This window comes from Diaphorobacter caeni (assembly GCF_015354245.1).
Taxonomy (GTDB): Bacteria; Pseudomonadota; Gammaproteobacteria; order Burkholderiales; family Burkholderiaceae_C; genus Diaphorobacter_A; species Diaphorobacter_A caeni.
On the sequence record NZ_JADKYZ010000009.1, the window covers coordinates 165,924 to 184,748 of the forward strand.

Annotated in this window: 16 protein-coding genes and 1 pseudogene; 6 read left to right on the plus strand and 11 right to left on the minus strand. The window is 55.7% G+C overall.

Annotated features, from left to right (window positions below; translation table 11 throughout):
• The first annotated feature begins 3 nt into the window (after positions 1-3).
• The 6 genes from ISG32_RS21285 to ISG32_RS21310 all read left to right on the plus strand — a co-directional run bounded on the left by ISG32_RS21285 (position 4) and on the right by ISG32_RS21310 (position 7,188).
• A complete protein-coding gene (locus tag ISG32_RS21285; protein WP_194773034.1) occupies positions 4-594 on the plus strand; it encodes a 3-hydroxyanthranilate 3,4-dioxygenase in 591 nt (196 codons plus the stop codon).
• On the plus strand, positions 591-1,604 hold the full coding sequence (locus ISG32_RS21290; protein ID WP_194773035.1) for an amidohydrolase family protein: 1,014 nt from the start codon (positions 591-593) through the stop codon (positions 1,602-1,604). Before ISG32_RS21285 ends, ISG32_RS21290 begins: the two co-directional genes overlap by 4 nt.
• A gap of 658 nt (positions 1,605-2,262) precedes the next feature.
• Positions 2,263-3,309: a porin gene (locus tag ISG32_RS21295; protein WP_194773036.1), complete on the plus strand. Its 1,047-nt coding sequence runs from the start codon at positions 2,263-2,265 to the stop codon at positions 3,307-3,309.
• A gap of 49 nt (positions 3,310-3,358) precedes the next feature.
• The gene (locus ISG32_RS21300) at positions 3,359-5,161 is read left to right on the plus strand and encodes an LVIVD repeat-containing protein (RefSeq protein ID WP_194773037.1); all 1,803 of its coding nucleotides are present in this window, start codon (positions 3,359-3,361) and stop codon (positions 5,159-5,161) included.
• Positions 5,162-5,481: 320 nt separating this feature from the next.
• On the plus strand, positions 5,482-6,627 hold the full coding sequence (locus ISG32_RS21305) for a porin (RefSeq protein ID WP_194773038.1): 1,146 nt from the start codon (positions 5,482-5,484) through the stop codon (positions 6,625-6,627).
• An 87-nt stretch (positions 6,628-6,714) separates the two neighbouring features.
• Positions 6,715-7,188, plus strand: coding sequence for a hypothetical protein (locus tag ISG32_RS21310; protein ID WP_194773039.1), 474 nt, complete (start codon positions 6,715-6,717; stop codon positions 7,186-7,188).
• A 406-nt stretch (positions 7,189-7,594) separates the two neighbouring features.
• On the opposite strand, the gene ISG32_RS21315 is transcribed toward ISG32_RS21310, so the two are convergent.
• The 11 genes and pseudogenes from ISG32_RS21315 to ISG32_RS21360 form a co-directional block, all read right to left on the minus strand.
• Positions 7,595-8,074: an SMI1/KNR4 family protein gene (locus tag ISG32_RS21315; RefSeq protein WP_228529994.1), complete on the minus strand. Its 480-nt coding sequence runs from the start codon at positions 8,072-8,074 to the stop codon at positions 7,595-7,597.
• A 28-nt stretch (positions 8,075-8,102) separates the two neighbouring features.
• Complete coding sequence (locus tag ISG32_RS21320) at positions 8,103-8,834, minus strand: RHS repeat-associated core domain-containing protein (RefSeq protein ID WP_323745982.1); 732 nt, start codon at positions 8,832-8,834, stop codon at positions 8,103-8,105.
• Complete coding sequence (locus ISG32_RS21325) at positions 8,831-9,127, minus strand: hypothetical protein (RefSeq protein ID WP_194773041.1); 297 nt, start codon at positions 9,125-9,127, stop codon at positions 8,831-8,833. The genes ISG32_RS21320 and ISG32_RS21325 overlap by 4 nt, the downstream gene beginning before the upstream one ends.
• A gap of 231 nt (positions 9,128-9,358) precedes the next feature.
• Positions 9,359-10,105: a hypothetical protein gene (locus ISG32_RS21330; RefSeq protein WP_194773042.1), complete on the minus strand. Its 747-nt coding sequence runs from the start codon at positions 10,103-10,105 to the stop codon at positions 9,359-9,361.
• A gap of 265 nt (positions 10,106-10,370) precedes the next feature.
• A pseudogene (locus ISG32_RS21335) lies at positions 10,371-11,450 on the minus strand (IS5 family transposase).
• Between the two features lie 122 nt (positions 11,451-11,572).
• Positions 11,573-11,869: a hypothetical protein gene (locus ISG32_RS21340; protein ID WP_194773043.1), complete on the minus strand. Its 297-nt coding sequence runs from the start codon at positions 11,867-11,869 to the stop codon at positions 11,573-11,575.
• A gap of 2 nt (positions 11,870-11,871) precedes the next feature.
• Positions 11,872-12,219, minus strand: coding sequence for a hypothetical protein (locus ISG32_RS21345; protein WP_194773044.1), 348 nt, complete (start codon positions 12,217-12,219; stop codon positions 11,872-11,874).
• Positions 12,200-12,880, minus strand: a complete 681-nt coding sequence (locus tag ISG32_RS21350; protein ID WP_323745983.1) for an RHS repeat-associated core domain-containing protein — start codon at positions 12,878-12,880, stop codon at positions 12,200-12,202. The genes ISG32_RS21345 and ISG32_RS21350 overlap by 20 nt, the downstream gene beginning before the upstream one ends.
• The gene (locus ISG32_RS27845; protein WP_323745975.1) at positions 12,819-13,529 is read right to left on the minus strand and encodes an RHS repeat domain-containing protein; all 711 of its coding nucleotides are present in this window, start codon (positions 13,527-13,529) and stop codon (positions 12,819-12,821) included. Before ISG32_RS27845 ends, ISG32_RS21350 begins: the two co-directional genes overlap by 62 nt.
• A gap of 255 nt (positions 13,530-13,784) precedes the next feature.
• Positions 13,785-14,192, minus strand: coding sequence for a hypothetical protein (locus ISG32_RS21355; protein WP_194773046.1), 408 nt, complete (start codon positions 14,190-14,192; stop codon positions 13,785-13,787).
• 8 nt (positions 14,193-14,200) lie between these two features.
• Positions 14,201-18,799, minus strand: a complete 4,599-nt coding sequence (locus tag ISG32_RS21360; protein ID WP_194773047.1) for an RHS repeat-associated core domain-containing protein — start codon at positions 18,797-18,799, stop codon at positions 14,201-14,203.
• Between the last annotated feature and the right edge of the window lie 26 nt (positions 18,800-18,825).

Consider the following 18,825-nt stretch of genomic DNA (forward strand, 5'->3'; position numbering starts at 1 on the left):
CCCATGCTCAAATACGGACGCGCACTCAACTTCAAGCGCTGGATCGAAGAGAACGAACGCCTCCTCAAACCGCCCGTCAACAACGCGCAGGTGTGGAAGGATGGCGAGTTTCTCGTCACCGTGGTCGGCGGACCCAACGGCCGCTCGGACTTCCATGACGACCCCATCGAGGAGTTCTTCTACCAGTTCAAGGGCAATGCCCATCTCGTGATTCTGGATCGCGGACAGTACGAGCGCGTGGACCTGCGCGAGGGCGACATCTTTCTGCTGCCAGCCCACGTGCTGCACTCCCCGCAACGCCCCGAGGCGGGCAGTCTGTGCCTGGTGGTCGAGCACACGCGCAGCCCCGAGCAGACCGACGCGCTGCAGTGGAACTGCGCCTGCTGCGGCCAGCTCATCAAGCGCTACGAGTTTGGCCTGCAGAGCATCGTGCACGATCTGCCGCCCGTCTACGAACAGTTCTACGCCACGAGCGAAGCCGAGCGCACCTGCTCCGGCTGCGGCACCGTGCATCCTGGGCGCGAGCACAAGGAATGGCACCGCCAACTTGCGACCTCGAAGGTCAACAACGCCATCGCAGGAGCCAGCGCATGATCGACATGCATTCGCATTTTTTCCCGCTGATCAGCCAACAGGAAGCTGCGGCGGTGGACGCCGAACTGGCGCCGTGGATCGCAGTCGAGCCCGGTGCCCGCGAAGGCCAGATCATGGTCGGCGACAAGCCCTTTCGCCCCGTGTATCAGGCGCTCTGGGATCCTGACTTTCGCCTCAAGGAAATGGACGAGCAAGGCATCAGCATTCAGATCGTCTGCGCGACGCCGGTGATGTTCGGCTACTCGTGGGAGGCGGCCAAGGCGGCCGACTGGGCGGCCCGCATGAATCAGAAGGCCATCGATTTCTGCGCCAAGCACCCCACGCGCTTCAAGCCGCTGGCACAGGTGCCGCTGCAGGATCTGAAACTCGCCTGCGCCGAAGCGCTGCGCGCCAAGAAGGCTGGTTGCGTGGGCGTGCAGATCGGAAATCATGTCGGCGACAAGGACATGGACCATCCCGATATCGTTGATTTTCTGATCTTCTGCGCGGAGAACAACATTCCGATTCTGGAGCACCCATGGGACATGATGGGCAGCGCGGGCCGCATGAAGAACTGGATGCTTCCCTGGCTGGTGACGATGGCGGCCGAGACGCAGCTCTCGATGATGTCGCTGATCCTGTCGGGCGCTTTCGAGCGCATTCCCGAGTCGCTCAAGATCTGCTTCGCGCATGGTGGCGGCAGCTTCGCCTACCTTCTGGGCCGGGCCGACAACGCCTGGAAGCACCGCGACATCGTGCGCAAGGACTGCCCTCGCCCCCCCTCGGAATACGCGCGTCGCATGTTCGTCGATTCCGCCGTCTTCGACCCCGGCGCGCTCAAGCTGCTGGTCGACGTGATGAGCACCGACAACATCATGCTCGGATCGGACTATCCATACCCGCTGGGAGAGCAACGCATCGGCAAGCTGGTCAAGGATGTATCCTTCCTCGACGCCGCGCAGCGTGACGACATTCTCGAGCGCAACGCGCGCAAGTTCTTCGGGCTGGAGCAAGCGCCTGAACAGGTCTGAGCTGGCGATCCAACGCGTCTGAAGTCCTCCGGACTGGAAGCGACATCCTTCACGGGTGTCGCTCCACTTCCCGCATCCACCGCAATGGTGGATTTTTTGTTTTGGTATACCGAAAATACAACTATTTCAAGACGGCATTCCGAGGCAATACGTCGTCTTAAAATTCATCATTGAATGACTCTCTTTGAGCTTCGAAGCGCACTCTTCTTGTCACGATGAATTCATGAAATATATCTGTTTTCACGACATATTTCCATGAAATTCACCATGGATCAGAGCAGAAACATCCGTCATCACTCACGACACCAACGCGATCGCAGCTTCATTTTTCATGCTCGTTTTCACGTAGAAAACGAAGCTCTCAACGATATTTGATTGCACCAACTATATTTACTTGGTATACCTACGTCTGTTGGTGTATTTTTCATGTTTCACATCGGAGTAACGACTTCCCCCGCATCCGTAAGGAAGCCGGATGCATCCCCCGCAAGGGGGCGGAGAAGACATCCCGAAAGACACATCGGCAAACAAGGTGAAACGGAGTGAGCGCACGGCACCAGGCACACAGCCACGATGTCCGTGCGAGGAACCACATGAGCGATGCGTGCGGTGGCGGGCATCAAGGTGCAAAAAATCAATCAACTGGAGACCTGAAAATATGAAGACAAAAATCAAAATGGTGGCGGCGGCGGCAATGCTGCTCGCGGGTGGCGCGGTCCTCGCGCAATCCAAGGTGACGCTCTCGGGCTTCGTCGATCTGAACCTTGAGTACCTCAAGGACTCGGGCAAGAGCGGTTCCGTCAAACGCATCAGCAGCGGCGGTTTGAACAACTCGCGTTTCAACATCAGCGGCATCGAAGATCTGGGCGGAAGCAACCGCGCCTACTTCACCATCGAGCCGATGTTCGGCGCCGACACCGGCGAGATGAGCGCGCAGTTCCGCCAGTCCTTCCTAGGCCTGCGTGGCGACTGGGGCGACGTGACCATGGGCCGCCAGTTCACGCCCTCGTTCTGGGTTGCGGGCTATGCCGACCCGAACTGGGCATCCGCCTACAGCATGGTCAATGCCATGCAGTTCTTCTACGCGTCTTACCGCGTGGACAATGCGCTGCAGTACAAGACGCCCAGCTTTGGCGGATTGACCGGTCGCCTCATGTATGCCTTCGGCAAGGAAGACGGATCCAAGGCGGGTCGCTTCATGAGCGCAGCCGCCGAATACCGCAGCGGCCCCCTGTTCGTGGGGTTCGCCGCCGAGAAGGCCTATCAGCGCGACGTGTTCAACAAGACCGAAATGCGCAGCGCGCGTGACAACTACCTGTCCGCCACCTACCGCTTTGGCAGCGTCGAGCCGACCTTCGTCTACCACACTTACGACGGCTATTACGCCTACCCTCCCTATGTCGGCTTCACCTCCAAGGGCTGGGACGCGCAGCTCGGCGTGCGCTGGAACGTCACCGATCGCACCCGCGTTCACGCGAGCTATGTGCACCGCAAGGACAACAAGAACGCCGACATCGGCACCGCCGATGGCCTGACGCTCGGCGTGACGCACGGGCTGTCCAAGCGCACCGATGTCTACTTCCTCGCCTCGCACGTGAAGAACAAGAAGGACGTCGCCATCGCCTACCCAGTGAGCTGGTCTGCCAACCCATCGGCCGGCCAGAGCCCGACCGGCGTTGCCGTCGGCATCCGCCACGCGTTCTGAGCGGCACCCGTTCAAAACAGATTCACCAGTTTTCCGAGAGACTCACAAGATGAACTTTTCGCCTCGCACTCCCAACAGGCTGACCCAATCGGCAGCCGCCGTCATGCTGTTCGCGGCACTTGGCGCCAACGCCGTCGCGCAGGACACCGCCAAGGCCGCAGCGCCCGCGCAGCCCGCCACCATCGATCCCAACCATGTGCCAGGCACTCCGGACATCAAGGACCCGTGGCTCGCCAAGTGGCTCTCCGCCACGCCGGACCGCACGCCCAAGGATCTCAAGCCCGGCGTGGACTACGGCATGAACCCCAAGACCGGTGAATTCGTTTGGCCCAAGGCGACGCCCGAGGTCCACAAGGGCCAGAAGTTCCCCGGCATGCTCGATCACTGGGACAAGACCACGTTCACCAAGAACGTCAAGGTGCTCGCGTTCTATGAAAACGTGGCCTCGCCGTTCCACGTATGGAACAACATCATCGATTTCGACGGCAAGCGCTATCTGTACCTGCATGACCGCGACTACCTGCGCATCATGGACGTGACCGATCCGGCCAACGCCAAGGTCGTGTTTTCCAAGGGTGCGGTCTGGGGACCCAAGGGCCCAAGCGAGCGCTGGAACGCCGCCACCGTCACCGACTACCTCGGCGGCGCGACCATCGCCTGGAGCAAGAAGCTGAACAAGCCGGTGATGGTGGCCTCGTACGAAATCGGCCGCTACGGACTGATGAACGAGAAGATGCAGGAGCCCGACAAGGTGGCCGCGCAGCGCAGCTACAGCTCGCTCAAGGGGTTCAAGGTCTACGAAATGAACGGCCCGCTGCCCAGCGACTGGAAGCTGATCGCCACCCGCACCACCGACTACCAGCACCCCGACGCGCCGATCGGCCAGCAACAGGGCTCGGGCTCGCTCGACTCACCCGAATACTACGGCGGCAAGTACATGATCCTGGCCGCAGCGCCCAACGACAGCTACGCGCTCACCGAATATCCGAACTACCTGTATTCGCCCGGCTACCAGGTCTGGGACATGTCCGATCCGGCCGATCCCAAGTTCCTCTCGCAGGTCACCGTGCCGGGTCAGGTCGTCGACGACAAGGCCAGCATCTTTGAATACCTGAAGAACCCGCGAGCCGGCAACCGCGCTTCATGGATGGGCGCGCGCATTCCGATGTTTCTGCCCAAGCCGCTCGAAAGCGGCGGCAAGATCGGATTCGGCGCCATGGGCGGCCTGGGCCTGTGGTCATTCGACATGAGCGATCCGGCCAACCCCAAGATTCTGGACAACGTGAACACCCCTCCTTCGTTCGCGGGCACCGAATACGACAACGCGGACGTGAGCCAGTACGAGCGCACCGGCTATGTGTTCACCAGCGGCTATCCGATGAACCGCGACTGCTACGAGCCCTACAAGGACATCTTCGTGGTGAACGCGAAGAATCCGGCCAAGATGAAGGTGGAGACCACGCTGCCACGCCCCAAGCCACCGGAAGGCGCGCCCTACACCGACTTCTGCCAGCGCGGCGGCAACTTCGGCCCCAAGCGCTCCAACGCCATTGGTCAGCCCGGTGGCTGGCGTCAGAACATCGTGCCCTACTCGTTCTACACCGCGGGCGTGCAGATGTTCGACGTGAGCAACCCGGCCGACCCCAAGATCGCCGGCTATTTCGTGCCACCGCTTGCCGATCAGACACAGCTGCCCGGTTACACCCTCGGCAAGGGCGTGCTCGCGATGTACACCGAGTACGACCGCAACATCATGTGGGCGTTCACCGAACATGGTGCGTACGCGCTGTCTTCGCCACTGCTGGGCGAACCGGTGACAGGAATGCCCAAGAAACCGTGGCCCGCACGCTGATCCGGCCTGACCTGATCGACTAGGCGTTACACGCAACCGCCGTCCCCGACCTGCGGCGGTTGCAACCGCCCGGGACCCTCCACGCAAGTCCATCCGATTTGCGCAGAGGGCCCCCAAGGCTTTGAGCCGCACGTTCACTCGACCGTGCGGCTCTTTTTTTTGTTCGTCCAAAGCAAGAGGTCCATGCACTGGGGCCCTCGCGATTCCAGATGCCCGTCAAGTAAATGAGGTGAAACCCCAAAACACGCCTGCTTGAATCTGATGTCCAATCAAAACTCATTTTGGTATACCATTTTTATTCATTGTATTTTTAAAGAAAAATGAAAAGCACCACCACGCTCCCACAACCCTGGCGTCCTGTTCAAGCAGTGGCCGCGGCATCCGCAGCAGTCGCAGCACTTTGCGCCACCGGCGCCCTTGCGCAGACGACCACCCCCAGCACGGTGTCCATCTATGGATTCCTGAAAACCGACGTCGAGCACGTGCGCGCAAGCGGTGGCGGCGCGCCGACGCTGTCTGCGAACCGGCTCTCCAACAACCTCTCGGTACTGGGATTTCGCAGCAGAGAAGATCTGGGCGGCGGCACCTCGATATGGGCTCAGTTCGAGACCAATGTGCGCGTGGACAACGGCGAAGGTCCTTGGGGCGGTCGCAATACCGCCATCGGGCTGTCGACCACCGCAGGCCAGATCGTGCTGGGCCAATGGGAAGCGCCGCTGCGCTTTGTCTCCGTCTACGCCATCGACCCCTTCACCGCCGGCATCTTCGCGTCCAACTCCATCATGGGCAATGGCTTCGCAACCGGCGCGAACGGCGTCTCACCAACCTCGTTCGACCGCCGCCAGCCCAATCTGCTGCAGTACTGGTCACCCAACTGGAACGGCTTTGAATTCCGCCTCGCCTACGCCATGCGCGAAGAGCGCTCGGACGACAAGAACCCCGGCATGCTCGGGGCGCTTGCCACCTACAAAAATGGCCCGCTCTACGCGGCCTGGGGGTACGAACAGCATCGCAGCTATTTCTACGGTGGCAGCAACGACGACGCGCACCGCATCGCCGCGGCCTACTCCTTTGGCCCGACCCGCGTACGCGGCAGCTTCGAGCGCCTGAGCTACGAGCCCGAACGTGGCCAATCCCTCACCCGCAACGCCTGGCAAATCGCCGTAAGCCACCAGTTCACGCCACAGCACGAAGTCATGGCGTCCTACGTGCGCGCGCAATCACCCAAGGGCAACACGACCAAGGCGCTCGGCGGTATCGGCATTCCAGGAACGGACGCGAAGGCGCAGCAGATCTCGCTCGGCTACACCTACCACCTGTCCAAACGCACCGATCTGTGGGCGGCCTACACCAAGATCACCAACGGCGCGACATCGAACTACAACCTCTCGGCCAACTCCATATCCGGCATGAAGCCGGGTCAGGATCCATCGGGCATGGGTCTCGGCGTCACGCACAGGTTCTGACGAAAAGGCCATGCCGGTTACGCACATGAGAACCCGCATGGCCGTTTTCCTACCCGGAGGGGGTTTGAAACCTGCTATCTTGGTTTCATGCGCGCTTTGACCTCCCCCTATCTCAGCACCTTGATCGCAACGCTGCTGACCCTGCCCCTCACGCTGGCCTGCCTCGCCCCGGCCCACGCCGCGCGGCCAGGCCCGTTCGAAGTGACCGAGACCAAGTCCGCCTTGGGCAACAAGCCCGCCAAGCCACCGCGCACCAAGAACCGCTGCTTTGCTGCGGACCAGGTCGACAAGGAAGGCTTTCTCTACCCCGACCAATTGCTCGGCCAGCGCTTCAGCCAGTGCCGCATCACCAACAGCCGCCTGGTGAACAAGAACCGCAAAGAGTGGACCATTCAGTGCGGCAACATGCTCTCGGCACAGGCATTTCAGGTCAACACCGGCGCCAACTTTCAGCTCCACATCGACGCCAAACTGCTGGGCGGCGCAATGAAGCAGACACTGGATTATTCAGCCAAGGCGCTGAAACGGGCCTGCACCAAGGACGACAGCAGGCTGAACTGAACCCGCCGTACGCGTTGATGATTGCAAGTCCACGCAGCGTTTCAATCAACTGCATGCCTTCCCAGAAGAAGACGGTCTTGCCGAAGCTGTCGTGCTTGGCGACGCGCCTGCCTATGGCGTAGTAGTCGAACCTCGTGATCTGTGTGGTGGCGTGTTCGGTGCCGGGTCGCCGCGTGGCGGTGACTTCCACAAAGTTGTTGTCTTCGTCCCAGACAAAGCGCTGGTCCTTGTGCTTGCCGCTGAGCTTGCGGATCAGTCGGGCGTGGCCGTCGTAGAGACAGGACTGAGCCTTTGAGCCTGAGACTCCATCCACTCAAAATATTATGCCGCAGCCCATTTTCATGCTTTAGCGCTGATAACACCCGAAGCAGGCACCACTCCTCAACTTCAAAATAGATAAACCCACCTAACCAATTGCACTCAAAATCATATCTTCAAAATTCTTGGCAAATCCATCTTCTCGTCCAAGATTGTGATCATATATTGAAATTGATCCACTTAAATTAAAAAATATTGGATTTCCACCTCCATCCATTGATATCACACAGCATCCATCCGCTATAGAGTCACAGTCGATTTTGAATTCATTTGTCAGCTCCACCACGCTAACATCTTCCAAAAGAGAGCAATTTCTCACACCATACACCGGCAACCCAATATAGCACCCTCCAAACATTAAAATAAATTGCTTGTAATCAGGATCAATATTCCAATGGAGCGATTTTTCAATAAAATCCACATCTCCCTGATCATTAGGAATGACATTAATATCAAAAGTCTTTAAGTAATCCCCTATTCTCCCAATAGTCTCATCTTTCATTTCAACCCCCAGCTTCAAAAGAAAATACCTCTCTTTGCAGCCTCCTGCGCTGCGCGATGCTTCCAATAATCCTTTTCCAAACATCAAACTCAGCTCAATTTACTGGATTAGTAGGATGCTGCCTTGGCAAATGGTGGTGCAATTTCTTGTTTCCATTTTTATGTGCTGATCTTGGCATCTCAATGATTGGCCCTGCGTCATTTTGCTTTTCATGATGCAAAACTATCATCTCTCCTTTTTTATTCTTTGGAGACAATCCATATCCAGCACCATTATTTGCATGATACAGCGCTTTAATTTCCGCATCGGGCAGATGACTCAAATCCTGTTTATTCTTTACTTTAAGGGTTTTATTATTTGTTGGGGACGTAAATGTTTCGCACATCCATCCCCATGGATCAACCCAACGTATTGGGTTTGGCGAGTAGCCCCCTAAGTTAATTCCTCCACTCAACCCAATCGGATCCGGACAAGCAAAACGCCCCACATCCGCATCGTAGTACCGGAACGTGTTGTAGTGTAGCCCCGTTTCCCTGTCCAGGTACTGTCCCTGGAACCTCAGATTCTGCTGCTTTTCATCCTGCGTAGTCGGGCTGTCCCCTTCATCCAATGGATGAACAGCACTGCCGCCCAGCGTTCTGGCTTCCCACTCCTCCGACACCGTCGAGCCCCACGTCTTGTAGCTCGCCTGCCAGATCACCTGACCTTGGGCATTCGCCAACTCCTGTGGCATGCCGACCTGGTCGGTATGGAAGTAGTAGACATTGCACAGCCGCGCGTTGTCATCTGTTCCGGTTTTGTGAACGGCATTCGGTGAAGGGCTCAGCGCTTGCCAGTATTGGGATTCGAAGGAGTCTTTTGCTCAGGAGAATTGCCGAACGGGCCGTGGTCATGGCGCAGTGTGTGGGATTGGCAGCTAATGTGATCAGTGGCAATTTCTGCGATGAGGTTACCAACCACGTCATATGCGAACTGCTTGCTGTGCAGCGGAAGCAGTTCCGACGCATGTCCGTCAAATGAACTTGCTGAGATGACCTTCAGCTTGCTTGCACTGACCAGTTGATCCAGCGCGACGTACTGGTAGTGATCGTGGTGCGATGCCGTACGTTTTGAAATCATGCGAGCAGCGGCGTCGCGCTTCAGCTCCGAGCGTCTGGAATATCCAGTGCGCCAGCGGTGTATTTTTCTAGGCAGTAGCCCTAGCCTGAGATCTCCGGGAACAAACGAATGAACCACCTGAAAGCCAAGCGTTGCACTTCAAGTTTGAGATCAGTCAGCGTAAAAATTCGCACCAACCTCAAAGCAAGGCGGCACTGGAGCATGTCAACATATCTCAATTACTCCTTGATTTCATCTTTTTCGCCCTTCCACCCATGATATTAAAAACCCCGCCTCACCGAACACATTATTAACCTCGACCAACCGTTCATCTGAAACATCAAAATTAAAAATCGAGTCACTTAGAGGTTTCAAAGCACCGCCCCCGAAATTTTCCACAACAAAATCCCTCAAAGAAACCCCTCCGGATACAAAATTCAACTGATTATTTGTAAAGTAATTTTGCAAATAAATCATCCTTGGCTGAGATATCAAACACCCCTTCTGCAAATAGGATGAAAAATTGTTACGCTCATTTTTATAAATGGTTGATGCCAGTGTATACGCAACGCCCTTCAAGGCAGAATCCGTTTTCAAACAAAACCCATATCCCGGCTCAACATTCTTAATAAGCTCAACAGAAAGCTGTTTTAAAAGTTCCTCATGGCTGATTGGCACATGGACTGTAATATTTGAAGTCCCACCATAGCCTGTAGAATTCACATAAAAGAAAACACCATCGGAATCCCTAAGGTCAGTAGTATTCGCAAGGCTGAATGAATCTATCTCGCCCAAAGAAATACCTTCAACCAGCTTCTTGTTTGAAATCGATTTAGATTTAAAGTCGCCTGGATGATTCGACTTATCCAAGGGCAACTTGAATAGGTAATCCATCTTATTTAGTACAACTCCAAACCCTTCGCCCATCGCATGCAGAGATTGATATATCCGCAAAACATCATCGTTGCGGTACTGATAAATTATTAAATTAAAATGCATACATTTACTTCGCGCTATTAATCACACCTCGAATACCATCATTAATACCCTTTATGAAGTATGGGTGATCAATCACAGTAATTGTGCCTGCTCTACTTCCATTGAGCGTCCCTTGGGCTGTCTGATTTCGGCTCGTCAAAAGGGAGCCTCTCACAACACCCCATTTTGGAGGCAATTCAAATGCGATGATCCAATCGCATTCGAAAACCTAAACCTGACTGCTTTTCGAGCAGCTTTCGGCACTTTTCAGCCGGTCTCCCGGGCTTTATGCGGCCTGTGCGCGTGCCTGTTTCTTTGAGGGCCTTGCTTTGAAGAACGCGTCCACCTTGTTTTCAAGGAACGAAACCAGCCACCTCAAGTTGAAGCAAGCGGCCATCATCGTCATGGTCGCCGTGGCTCGCGCCTGTCCAATCGTGCGCACGAACTTGCCGCCCATTTGGCGAATGCCTGCGAACACGTGCTCGACCTTGGCCCGTCTTCTGGCGATACGCTGGTTGCGCTGCCTCTAGCCTTCGCTCAGCGGCTTGCCCTTTTGTGCCTTGCGTTGGATGCCGTCCTTGAAGCCCAGTGCCGCAAGCATCTCTTGCCGCTGCGCGCTCGGGTAGGCCTTGTCTGCATTGACCTCTTTGCCGGTGTTGCGCTGATCCAGCACCTCGTCAAAGTGATGCCCATCGTGCTCGCTCGCGGTACCGGTGGCCACGCCCCGGATGAAGCCATGTTTGTGATCCACGCTCACGCTGAGCTTGTAGCCAAAGTAGCTCTTGCCGTGCTTCTTTGTGTGGGTCGCATCGATGTTCTTTTGGCGGCGCTTGGCGTCACTCCAGTCCGGTTGCTGGCCTTCGTCGAGCTTGCGGCGATCGTCTTTGCTGATGTGCTGGCGGGGCGCCGGAATCAGCGTGGCGTCGATGGCCTGACCTCCCCTGGCGATGTAGCCGTGGCGATGCAGCTGTTCGTCCACGCCTTGCAGCAAGGCCATCGCGCCGTCGACACCGATGCGCTCACCAAAGCGCCAGATGGTGTTGCGGTCAGGCACATTCATGGAGTCCTGCAGGAGGCAAAAGCGCTGATAGCTCATGCGGTCGAGCAACTGATATTCCATCTGCTCGTCCGAGAGATTGTACAGGCGCTTGAGGACCAACACGCGCACCATGACCTCGGTGGGATAAGCTGGGCGCCCACCTTTGCGGCCATCACTGCGCTCGATGAAGGCATCGACCAAAGCGGCAAGCGCCGCGAAATCGATGTGCTGCGCGATCACCTGCAACGGGTCACCGACTTTATCGATCTTGCCTTTGCGGGAGGCTTCGGCGAACAGGTCGAACTTCAGGGCGCTGCGTGGGGTGATCATGCCGCTACTTGAGCTGCTGGCGGTAGGGCCTGGGAGGTTTTGAGAGGCCCCCATCAGGCATTGGTAAGTTCATAACACGCTCTAGCCCTAGTTTCTATATTACCCAGAAGTCACCATCCTTAAACCTTCAGGCTAAATATGTTAATTATTTCTTGATCGGTTAATTTATTCGAGTCAGTTTTTCCAAGGATCGCCTTAACAGTTCCCACAGATACCCAAGACTCCACTCCAATACCTTTTAATATCTTCGGGACCAAAAAAGCACCTTCGCGTATGGTGTTTTCATCTGATTTTTCATCAATCAAATGCAAGTCATCGATGAAAATATCACCTCCAATAGGGCGATATATAAAATCACCATTGGAGTATTGATTTACACTTCTTACAAAGAAGAATAATTTCTCTTTCAAATGCATATTCAATCCTTGAAATCATCATTACCAAGATAATAAACAACCGCCCCCTTGATATCATTACTCTCCTCGGACTTACCTCTTTCAAAACTTATTATATCCATCAATGTTTCGGTTGGCATCCACGATACAAATCCTTTTTCACCAAGTGACTTTGGAACTATTTCCCCGCGTCCCACAAGACTCTCATACAAAGCATCCTCAACAAATACAAAATCATTGCACTGCAGAATATCAATTTTAAAAATTCGATCTACAAACACCCATCCATCCATTAAGTTTTCTATTTCCATCAATAATTCATCCATGCCATTGAAATGAATGAATCCATTTTCATCTACATGCACTTCCACCCCCCCACTTGTTTCGACCGCCAGTACCATCAGGATGATATTTTTTATGATCTGCTCCGTCGACAAGCTGCAACGACCCCGGCTTATCGCCATGATGCCAAGTAGTTCCTTTAGCGGCTTTCGAACTATGGCTCCCATCGGGTTTAGGCTCCACATGCTTCCCGATACCTGGATATTTTTTCTCCATATCGGCCCGAAATTTTGGATCCTTTTTCATTGCTCTATATAGATCTCTATTTGCTCTCTCGAAATGAGTCGCATCGTTCTTTTTATACATTGATTTCGGGATTTTAGTTTCGAAATGTTTGTCATATACGCCTAATTGTCTAACGCCTTCACCGTTATATAAACCTGATGGATCAATCCAAGAAATAGGATTAGGCGAGTAGCTCCCTAAATTACTTCCCCCGCCCAACCCAATCGGATCCGGACAAACAAACCGCCCCACATCCGCATCGTAATACCGGAACGTGTTGTAATGCAGCCCCGTTTCCCTGTCCAGATACTGCCCCTGAAACCGCAGGTTCTGCTGCTTTTCATCCGGCGCGCTTGGGCTATCCCCTTCATCCAGGGGATGAACCGCATTGCCGCCCAGCGTTCTAGCTTCCCACTCCTCCGATACTGTGGAACCCCATGTCTTGTAGCTGGCCTGCCAGATCACCTGACCTTGAGCGTTGGCCAGTTCCGGGGGGCATGCCAACCTGGTCGGTGTGAAAGTAGTAGACATTGCACAGCCGCGCGTAGTCATCTGCTCCAGTTTTGCGTGCGGCATTCGGTGACGGGCTCAGTGCTTGCCAGTACTGGGCTTCGAGGGAGTCATTTGCGGCTGGTGGTTGCAGCCCTGAAGGCGCGGCAGTCGTTGGCCCATTTCCCGTTTCGATCTCGCCCAACGCCGGATCATCTGTCGTCCCTAACCCGCCCTGCTCCGTGCTCTCGCCATCCACATCCAGTCGCGCCAGCGGCACATAGCTGTCCGGCTCGTACACGTAGCTGATGATGGCGCTGCCTCGGCGCTCTTCGATCAGGCGCATGCCTTTCCAGATAAACACGGTCTTGCCAAAGCTGTCGTGCTTGGCAACGCGTCTGCCGATGGCGTCGTAGTCGAACCGCGTGGTCTGCGTGGTGGCGTTTTCGGTGCCGGGACGCCTTGTCGTGGTGACTTCCACGAGGTTGTTTTCTTCATCCCACACGAAGCTCTGGTCCGTGTGTTTGCCGCTGAGCTTGCGGATCAGCCGTGCGTGGCCGTCGTAGAAGTAGCGCTTATCTTCGAACACCCACACCAAGTTGTCGCGCACGTAGCCGCGTTGCACAGGGCCGCGCTTCTTTGTACGATCTGCTGGACGCAGCCGGTGACGTCGTACTGCCGATCAGTACGCCATTTTACTGCACTGACTCCGATCGATTTGATGGAGATAGCCCGAGTGATATTAATCAGTTGAAAACAACCCTGTTTGGAGCATTGATCGCGGATACTACCCTCTCCACCAAGTTTATTATTATTTATTATTTTAATGATTCCAATAGCCGCTCATTCATAGAATTGAACGTGTATTTAACATGGGAATTCATGAACCACCAAAGGTAAACCCAAAGAAATTTTTTGGATTAAAAACAACCCTACGAGCAATACCACCCTCAGAGAAATTAACAGTAACATTTGCCAGAATTTCATTTTCACACTCGATGGAATCCAGTGTTACATTTTGCTCTGTTTTCAGCACCAAATTATAAATCGACATCTGTGCAAATTTATCATCCTCATCAATATCAAGCCAACATTCCAACCCGCTGACCAAACCAAAAACAACGTACGAATCATCGTTCACCTTCATTTCAACCATCCTATCCGAGAATACAAAATATATCCTATCGTATAGTGGATGAAACACCGGAATAGCACCTCCATCAATATATCCAGAGATAATTATATCCTGAAGAATTCCATCTCCAATAAATTCTTTTAGAATATCCAAAATAATTCCTATGGTAAAAAAATAATTCCGTTGTCCATCCCTTTACCTGACTCTAGAATTGTCACAAACTCCTCATTTCCATTAGGCAACTTTTTACCAACATATGTAACACCATCACCCCTATATATCTCCATGGGAGGTTGATCCTTTTTCAAAGTTCCCTGCCCTACATGGACCAGTCGCCCTTCTTGCTTCATTTTCTCAATATCTTTTAGCATGTCAATACCCTCACCGTCCTTCCATTTTGGATATTTCTTTCCGAGTAATTTCTCCAAAATTCCCTTATGACGAATGAAGTGATCTTTGAAATTTTTACCTGGCGTTATGCTGCACGTAAACGCCCAAGGGTCGATCCAAGAAATAGGATTCGGCGAATAGCTCCCTAAATTGCTCCCCCCAGCCAACCCAATCGGATCCGGGCACACAAACCTTCCGATGTCCGCATCGTAGTACCGGAACGTGTTGTAATGCAGCCCCGTTTCCCTGTCCAGATACTGCCCCTGGAACCTTAGGTTCTGCTGCTTTTCATCCGGCGTGCTTGGGCTATCGCCTTCATCCAAGGGATGAACCGCATCCCCGCCCAGCGTTCTAGCTTCCCACTCCTCCGATACTGTGGAACCCCACGTCTTGTAGCTAGCCTGCCAGATCACCTGACCTTGGGCGTTAGCCAGTTCCTGGGGCATGCCGACCTGGTCGGTGTGAAAGTAGTAGACATTGCACAGCCGCGCGTAGTCATCTGTTCCAGTTTTGCGTGCGGCATTCGGTGACGGGCTCAGTGCTTGCCAGTACTGGGCTTCGAGGGAGTCGTTTGCGGCTGGTGGTTGCAGCCCTGAAGGCGTGTCCGTCGTCGATCTGTTGCCCGTTTCGATTTCGCCCAACGCCGGATCATCTGTCGTCCCTAACCCGCCCCACTCCGTGCTCTCGCCATCCGCATCCAATCGCGCCAGTGGCACGTAGCTGTCCGGCTCATACACGTAGCTGATGATGGCGCTGCCCCTGCGCTCTTCGATCAGGCGCATGCCTTCCCAGATAAACACGGTCTTGCCAAAGCTGTCGTGCTTGGCAACGCGTCTGCCGATGGCGTCGTAGTCGAAGCGCGTGGTCTGCGTGGTGGCGTTTTCGGTGCCGGGACGCCTTGTCGTAGTGACTTCCACGAGATTGTTTTCTTCGTCCCACACGAAGCTCTGGTCCGTGTGTTTGCCGCTTAGCTTGCGGATCAGCCGTGCATGGCCGTCGTAGAAGTAGCGCTTGTCTTCGAACACCCGCACAAGGTTGTCGCGCACGTAGCCACGTTGCGAGAGCGCCGTGCTTCGTTGCACCGCCTGCTGCGTGGCGCTGTCCTGGATGTTGCCTGCGGGGTCGTAGCCGAAGCTTTCATTGGCGGCTTGCGGCAGGGCGTTGCGCACGCCTTGCAGTGCGCCGTGCTGGGTCTGCAAGATGCGTCCGGTGGCATCGTATTGGTGGGCGGTGTCACCCTGCAGACTGTGGCGGCTGGCGCGCAGCTCACCTGCCTTGTCGTATCGCCAGGCCTTGACGAGACCTTGCAGCCCGCCGCGTGACGCGGCGCTGGAGGCGGGTTGGGTCAAGCTGTCCAATGTCTCTTGCCACGCCTTGGCACCGGGGTCCCTGGGGCCGAATGGCTGGGTCGTCAGCGTGCCCGACCGGCTCCACGCACCGGTCATGCGCCCTACCGGGTCGTAGGTATATCGTGTGTGAGCTCGGCCTTGGGTGCGCAGGGTTTCCTGATGCAGCTCGTCGCGCTCGATGTCGCAGATGAGCTGGTGTACCGCTTGGGCATCAGGCGCAGTCTTGCTGCGCTGGCTCAAATTGATCTGGTGAAGATGGCCCGATCCATAGTACAGATAGTTGAGCGCCCGCACACCGTCACGTGTAGCGATGTCCGGAAGTTCTGTCTGGGTGCGGTTGCCAAGCGGATCATGGCTGTGGCGCAGTGTGTGCGACTGGCCGCTTGCATGGTCCGTGGCCGTTTCTGCGATGAGGTTGCCGACGTTGTCGTATACGAACTGGTTGATGTGCAACAGCACCAGCTCCGGTGCATCTCCAGCAGCCGAACTTGCGGCAGACACCTTCAGCTTGCTTGCACGGGTCAGTTGATCCAGTGCGTCATATTGGTAGTGATAGTGGTGCGAGGCCGTGCGCTTTTGCACCAGTCGCCCCGCATCATCACGCAGAAGCTCCGTGCGTCTCGCATGCTTACTTGAGCCAGAATCGATGGATTCCGGGTGATCGCCCCAGCCAGCTATTTCAGGGGTTTGGCCCTGCACCGTCTTTGCGGAGCCACTGTGGACGTCATCCCCAATACCGGCGTGATGGGTGACTGCTGTGGGCCAGCCATTGCGGTCATACTCCACGGTGACGCGTTGGCCGCCCACACGATGCTCTTGCACAAGGCGGTCGGCGTCGTCGTATTCAAAGGCGAACGATTCGCCGTTTTCATTCACTAGTTGGGACAAGCGCAGTGCGGCGTCGTAAGCCAGTGCTACCTGACGATTTTCCGCATCGACGCGATCAAGCAACTGGCTGCGTCGGTTGTAGTGGTACCGGGTAGAACGACTCAGCGGATCGTTGATGGTGACCAGTCGCCCCGCACCGTCGTAGTCGTAACTCCAGTGCGCCCCATCCGGCTGCGAGACACTGCGCAGCTGACCCAAGGCATCGTGGATCTCGCGCGTCACATTACCAGCGGCGTCGCGTTGCGACTGGCGGTTACCCCAGCCGTCGTACTCATATGTGGTGGTGCGGCCGGAGCAATCGGTATAGCTGGTCAGAAGTGCCCGCTCATCCCAGCGCAGGCGCTTGATACCGCCCTTGGCGTCTTCAATTTGTAGCGGTAGGCCGCGCTTGTCATAGACATACGTCGTGGTGTGACCATCCGGCTCGGTGATGCTGGTGGTGTTTCCGCGTTCATCGTATGTGAAAACCGTCGCCGCACCGGATGCATCCGTGATCTGCCAGGGAGCTCCCAGCTCGGTCCACAACGTGACTTCTCTTCTGCCCAACGTGTCGGTGACAACGCTGGGCATGCCGAGCGTGTCGTAGGTGCACTCTTCGGTTTGCCCCTCAGGCAAAGTAACGCGGCTGCACAGATGCAGATCGTTGTATTCAAACCGCCATCGCGACCGCAACGGGTCGGTGTAGCACTCGGTCTCGTAGTCGGCGTTCCATTTCCATTCGCTGACCCGACCCAACTGGTCCGTGACTACCGTGTTGCCGGAGGCTCCTGGCCGAGAGGGCAACTCATACTGGACTTCGTAAGTTTCACCATCGTTCGTCCAGTGCCGTGTGACGCGCGGGCGATCAGCGAATGCCTGCCATTCATAGTGACATTCGAGCCCGGCTGCATCAGCGTGCATGCAAAGCAGCCCGGACTCCTCATACGCAAAATGTCTGACGACTTCGCCCTGCCGGTTACGAATCTGCGCAAGCTGCCCGCGATCCGTATAGTCATAGCTCACCAGCACGCCCGGAGTCTCTCCAGGGGCTCCCGTCGCCAGCCGTATTTGCCGAACCCGTTGGCTAAAGCCTTCATAGTCGAGTGCGACCAGACGACCGGTGTTATCGGCAATGGTTTGCAGCCGCCCGTCGTCATCGCGCGAGAAATGCTGGAAGTTGGCATTGCCGTCTTCGATACGCTCCAACCAGAGCGACTGCACCGCGACTTCGCCAGTTGCCTCCTCTTCGAACAGATAGAAGTAGCCGCCGAGCTTTTGAAGCAGATAACGGCCGCCCTCGGTCTTGCACAGCCAAAGGCCTTCGACAGGGTTGTAGACCGCTGTACCGGCATCCAGATCTTGGAAGCGCGTCTCGCGTGCGGTCTCGTCGATGAAGACGATCTCGCGGACAAGGCCTTCGCGCGGCCGTATCTGGAGTTGGATTTCAAAGCCCGTGCTCCAGCCCATGCCGAGGCTTGTGCTTGTGCGCCTGTCATGGCTGCCGTAGAAACGGCTCCAGACAAACGGCAATGCGCCGGGAAGGGAAATGTCCGCGTCTTCAAAAAGAAACTTGATGCCTGTGGCTGCGTGAACCGGATTGCCAAAAGTCTGCGACGCCAAGCCATAGGCACTCCAGCCTGCATTGCCTGCCGTGGCCAGCAGGCAAGGCAAAGAGGCCTTCGCCTTCCACGCATTGCGCAGGCATTTCACCGCATTTTTCAGATTGCGCAACTCAATGAGGAAGACGGCGGCGCGCAGCAGGAACGGTACCTCGTCCGCTACTTCTCTTACGCGCGCCGTCGGGCCGCCGATGAAGACGTTGGGCGAGCCCTCTGCGATCTGGGCGCCGCAGGTGGTCTTTTCCGTCTTTCGGGATGCCACACAGCCGTTGACGAAGACAATTTCAGAGCCCTCTGCCAGAAAGACGGTAGGGCTGTCCTTGCTGCATACCGCAACGTCAAACGGAATATCCGCTGAGGCACGGGCGGCCCCTGTAGACTTGGAGTTGACGAAAACGTCCAGCGATGCGGTTGATATTTCGCCGGTGATAGTCAATTTTTCCGGAACCAACCAATCGGCGAGTTTGTCTCCTAACGAACCGCCCAAATACCCACCAACGAATTTGGCAGCACCGACCGTCAAAACGACGGCCAAGGGGGCCCCTACACCGACGGTTGCCC

Coding starts and splice junctions, on each gene's coding strand:
- ISG32_RS21285 (WP_194773034.1), top strand. CDS start 4: ATGCTCAAATACGGACGCGCACTCAACTTCAAGCGCTGGATCGAAGAG.
- ISG32_RS21290 (WP_194773035.1), top strand. CDS start 591: ATGATCGACATGCATTCGCATTTTTTCCCGCTGATCAGCCAACAGGAA.
- ISG32_RS21295 (WP_194773036.1), top strand. CDS start 2,263: ATGAAGACAAAAATCAAAATGGTGGCGGCGGCGGCAATGCTGCTCGCG.
- ISG32_RS21300 (WP_194773037.1), top strand. CDS start 3,359: ATGAACTTTTCGCCTCGCACTCCCAACAGGCTGACCCAATCGGCAGCC.
- ISG32_RS21305 (WP_194773038.1), top strand. CDS start 5,482: ATGAAAAGCACCACCACGCTCCCACAACCCTGGCGTCCTGTTCAAGCA.
- ISG32_RS21310 (WP_194773039.1), top strand. CDS start 6,715: ATGCGCGCTTTGACCTCCCCCTATCTCAGCACCTTGATCGCAACGCTG.
- ISG32_RS21325 (WP_194773041.1), bottom strand. CDS start 9,127: ATGATTTCAAAACGTACGGCATCGCACCACGATCACTACCAGTACGTC.
- ISG32_RS21330 (WP_194773042.1), bottom strand. CDS start 10,105: ATGCATTTTAATTTAATAATTTATCAGTACCGCAACGATGATGTTTTG.
- ISG32_RS21340 (WP_194773043.1), bottom strand. CDS start 11,869: ATGCATTTGAAAGAGAAATTATTCTTCTTTGTAAGAAGTGTAAATCAA.